The 4,371-nt window shown below is 32.1% G+C and carries 8 protein-coding genes; all 8 read left to right on the top strand.

The features are described 5' to 3' along the window. Positions 1-927, top strand: a 927-nt coding sequence (gene aroC, locus HG1285_RS05830; protein ID WP_008288292.1) for a chorismate synthase, incomplete at its 5' end; no start/stop codon positions are given. Positions 928-972: 45 nt separating this feature from the next. After that, positions 973-1,200 carry a F0F1 ATP synthase subunit A gene (locus HG1285_RS20635; protein ID WP_343122634.1) on the top strand — a complete coding sequence of 76 codons (228 nt, stop codon included), beginning with the start codon at positions 973-975 and terminating at the stop codon, positions 1,198-1,200. Next, positions 1,185-1,319: a F0F1 ATP synthase subunit A gene (locus tag HG1285_RS20630; protein ID WP_343122635.1), complete on the top strand. Its 135-nt coding sequence runs from the start codon at positions 1,185-1,187 to the stop codon at positions 1,317-1,319. Before HG1285_RS20635 ends, HG1285_RS20630 begins: the two co-directional genes overlap by 16 nt. A 329-nt stretch (positions 1,320-1,648) precedes the next feature. Beyond that, positions 1,649-2,041, top strand: coding sequence for a universal stress protein (locus HG1285_RS05835; protein WP_008288290.1), 393 nt, complete (start codon positions 1,649-1,651; stop codon positions 2,039-2,041). A gap of 24 nt (positions 2,042-2,065) precedes the next feature. Next, positions 2,066-2,431, top strand: coding sequence for an ATP synthase F0 subunit C (locus HG1285_RS05840; protein WP_008288289.1), 366 nt, complete (start codon positions 2,066-2,068; stop codon positions 2,429-2,431). Between the two features lie 93 nt (positions 2,432-2,524). After that, the gene (rpmH, locus tag HG1285_RS17640; protein WP_032496814.1) at positions 2,525-2,665 is read left to right on the top strand and encodes a 50S ribosomal protein L34; all 141 of its coding nucleotides are present in this window, start codon (positions 2,525-2,527) and stop codon (positions 2,663-2,665) included. 324 nt (positions 2,666-2,989) lie between these two features. Beyond that, on the top strand, positions 2,990-3,196 hold the full coding sequence (gene yidD, locus HG1285_RS19125; RefSeq protein WP_008288288.1) for a membrane protein insertion efficiency factor YidD: 207 nt from the start codon (positions 2,990-2,992) through the stop codon (positions 3,194-3,196). A 14-nt stretch (positions 3,197-3,210) separates the two neighbouring features. Next, positions 3,211-4,371 (top strand): membrane protein insertase YidC (gene yidC / locus HG1285_RS05845; protein WP_008288286.1); only part of this gene is annotated, 1,161 nt, incomplete at its 3' end.

Genomic DNA, 4,371 nt, shown 5'->3' with positions numbered 1-4,371 from the left:
AACTGGACAGATATAATGTCCGTAGAAGGACAGCCTGTTGATAAAAGAGAAATCACAAACCCACGCCCAGGCCACGCAGACCTTATTGGCGGTATAAAATACGGTTTTGAAAACCTGAGAAATGTACTGGAAAGAGCTTCAGCAAGGGAAACAACCACAAGAGTAGCAGTGGGAGCAGTCTGCAAACAGCTTTTAGAAGATATTGGAATAAAAATAGGAAGTTATGTTGTTTCAATAGGCAGTCTTTCAATAAGAAATAAAATTCAAGATATGCCCCTTGAAGAAAGGGCAAAAATAGCAGAAACCTCAGAGGTAAGAATCCCTATCCCTGAAGAAGATGAAAAATTTAAACAGTTAATAGATGAGGCAAAAAAAGAAGGTGAAAGTTTAGGTGGTATATTTGAGGTTTTTGCAACTGGCGTTCCTGCTGGGCTTGGCTCTTATGTTCAATGGGATAGAAGACTTGATGGTAAAATAGCACAGGCTATGATGAGTATACAGGCAATGAAAGCAGTAGAAATAGGAGAAGGATTTTCACTTTCTGAAAAACTTGGCTCTCAGGCTCACGATGAGATATTCTGGGATAAAGAAAAGGGTTTTTACCACAGAACGAACAGGGCTGGCGGTCTTGAAGGCGGCATGACAAACGGAGAGCCTATTTTAGTTAGAGTAGGTATGAAACCAATTCCAACGTTAATGAGAAAAAAATCACTTCAATCTGTAAATATAAAAACAAAAGAGCCTTTTGATGCAGCAAAAGAAAGATCAGATGTTACAGCTGTTCCTGCTGCTGCTGTTGTTGGAGAGGCAATGCTTGCCATAGTCCTGGCTGGTGCAGTACTTGAAAAATTTGGAAATGACAACTGGATAGAAATAAAGGAAAGAATAAAAGAATACAAAGAGTCTGTAAAAAACTATCCTCAATAATTCTTTACCACCGCCAAATTTTTTTGCTATAATATTTGGAGTTTTTTGTTAATAAAAGAAATGGAGGAAACATTGGAAGGACTATACACCAACCATATAACAATGGCTATAATTGAAATGATTGTGGTTTTTGCAATATTCGCAATATTTGCAAGACAGCCAAAGTTAGTTCCATCCAGAGTTCAAAATATATTTGAAGCTTATATTGACTTTACTAAAAATATGATTGAAGAGAATATGGGAAAAAAGGGAATGAAATACTTCCCTTTATAGCAGGTATTGGTCTATTTGTATTTTTTGGAAACCTTCTTGGGATGATACCAGGATTTGAATCTCCTACTGCAAACATAAATACAACTTTAGCACTTGCTTTACTGTATTCTTTTATATAACTTTGAAGGTATAAGAGAACAGGGATTTGTAAAATACTTTAAACATTTCTTTGGTCCTATAAAATGGATGGCTCCACTATTTTTTGTACTTGAAATTATTTCCCATATAAGCAGACCTATTACACTTGCTCTCCGTCTGTTTGCGAATATGACAGGTGGTGAAATTTTAACAGTAGTTTTAATATTCCTTGTTCCGCTATTAGTTCCGCTTCCAATTATGTTTATACACTTTTTCCAGGTATTCTTACAAACTTACGTATTTATGATATTAACAACAGTTTACATAGCAACTGCAATTATACATTCTGAGCATTAATAAGGAGCAGGTAATGGTAAAAATACAAAAAATTCTTGTAAATATTGACCTGACAACAAGTGCAGTAAAGGCTGTTGAATGGGGAAAGACGCTGGCAAGCCTTTCAAATGCAGAGTTGATACTGTTTTATGATATGGAAGAAGTAAAATCTGTAGGAGATTACGCAAACTTATTTGCTTTTCCTGTGGAAGTAGATTTAGAAGAAAAAACAAAAGAAAAAGTAAAAAAAGCCTTAGAAAGATACCTGAAAGATTTTGAAGGAAAGTTTAAATATGAGTTTTTCTGCTGTGGAAAAGATAATCTATCTAAATACATACAGGAAAATAATGTTGATTTGGCTATATTAAGTGAAAAGTATATGTCTGCCGTATCAAAAATAAGCTGTCCTGTACTTATAACGAAATAAAATATTTTAAGGAGGTTTTATTTAATGAGAAAACTTACAGCTTTCATGCTCTTATTGCTTGCTGCAGGAGCTTACACAGGAGCTTTTGCTGATATTGGAAGCGCAGATGCAGACAAAATAGCAAAAGCTATCTTTTACGGAGCTCTTGCAATAGGTGCTGGTGTTGCTATCGGTGCAGCTGCTGGCGGTGGTGGTGCTGGTCTTGGTTCTGCAGTTCAGGGTGTTATAGAAGGAATGGCAAGAAACCCTAACATGGGACCAAAGCTTTTAACTACTATGTTCATTGGTATGGCTCTTATTGAAACATTCGTTCTCTACGGTTTCTTAATTGCTATTATATTCCTTTTCACTGGAATTTACGACGGTTCAGCAGGATTTTCAAGAGGATAATCTAAAAGTTTTTATGATATAATTATTATTCTTAATGGAGCGTATCATAAGATACGCTCTTTTTATTTTAACAAAGTAATTTGGAGGTCTTAAATGCCTGAGAAAGTGAAAAACCATTTATCTAATAAAAAAAGAAAAAGAACATCTGGATTTTTGGCAAGAAAAAGAACTAAATCTGGAAGAAAAATTTTAGCAAGAAGAAGAAGAAAAGGTAGAAAAAGATTGGCAGCTTAATAACTATAAAATCTCATAAAGAGATAAGAGAAACACTGTCTAAAGGTAAAAAATTAGAAACGTTTCACTTAATTTTTTTTGTTAAAAAAAACAATCTGGGGAAACCCAGATTTGCATTTATTATTTCTAAGAGATTTTCAAAAAAGGCAGTTCAAAGGAATAGGGTAAAGAGGATTATCAAGGAAGCTCTTAGGTTAAATTTTCATAAACTAAAAGATTTAAGTTATGATATAGTTGTTATACCAAAAAAACATCTGATAAATAAAAAAATGCAAGATTTGATAAAGGATATATTAAACTTTCAAGAAACTTTAAGAGAATTAAATGAAAAAAGTAATAATATTATTAATTAAGCTGTATCAGAAGGCTTTTTCGCCAATTTTAGGAAATTCTTGCAGATACTATCCAAGTTGCTCAAACTACTCAATACAGGCAATAGAAAAATATGGTGTTTTAAAAGGAAGTTTAAAATCAGTATGGAGAATATTAAGATGCAATCCATTTTCAAAAGGTGGAATAGACAAACCTTAAAGGAGAAGGTGTGAATGTTTAACAACAACGACGACATGCAAAAAAGAATACTCTTATTTTTTGTTATAGTATCTGTACTTCTAATAGGATACACAGTAATAAATCAAATCATAAACCCTCTTCCAGAAAAACAGCAAACAGAAAAACAACCTCAGATACAAACTGTTAATAAAACAGTAGAAAAATCTGGGGAAAATACTGCTCAAGAAAAATTTGCTAAAAAAGAGGAAAAGAATATTCATTCAAACATAACATACTCATCTTCTGGAACATATGATTTACTTTTAAATAACTTAAGATTTAAATCAGATAACTTAAAAGATTTTATTGAAATAAAAACAAGCTACGGAGTTGTGAAAATCTCAAAAATTGGAGCAAGAGTTATTTCTGTATATCTAAACCAATATAATACAGATACAATACCAAAGGTTGCAAAGGATAATAAAATTTTCCCAACAGAAATAATAACCACAAATCCTAAAATTACAGCTTTAATAAACTTTTCAGAATATAACTTCAAGCAATCAGGGAACAAGTATATTTTTGAATTAGAAAAAGATAATATTAAAATTAAAAAGATATTCATTCTAAATCCTGATGAAACAATATCTTACAAGCTTGAATATTCTGGTCTTAATAATTTAGGACTTGCTGTTGTAAATGGTATAACTCCAACAGCAGAAAACTCATCTCGCGGACATAGAGGTTCGGTAATAAAAACAGATAAAGAGCTTATAAAAATAAATTCAGATATAAAAACAACTCAAATAGTTAGAGGACATATTATCTGGGCAGGAGAAGAAAATAAATACTTTCTACAGATAATTGCAAATAAAACAGGCTTTACATCTACATACATAATTCCTATAGCAAATGAGACAACTTTAACATTATCTGAAATTAAAGGAAACTTGGAAGGATTTTTCTTTGGAGGACCAAAACTTTATTCACTTCTTGGACAGATAAATGAAAAATACAAAAAAGAATGGAATATAGATTTAGCTTTAAGGAATACTATAGATTTTGGATTCTTTGGAATACTTGGAAAGCCTTTATTCTTAGTTCTTCACTTTATTTACAACTTTATACATAACTGGGCGCTTGCCATCATTATACTTACAGTTTTACTTAGAATAATACTATTTCCTTTAAACCACAAATCTTTAAAAGCCATG

Source organism: Hydrogenivirga sp. 128-5-R1-1, from assembly GCF_000171895.1.
The sequence above is the reverse complement of the archived record's forward strand: the minus strand, read 5'-3'. Positions and strand labels throughout refer to the sequence as shown.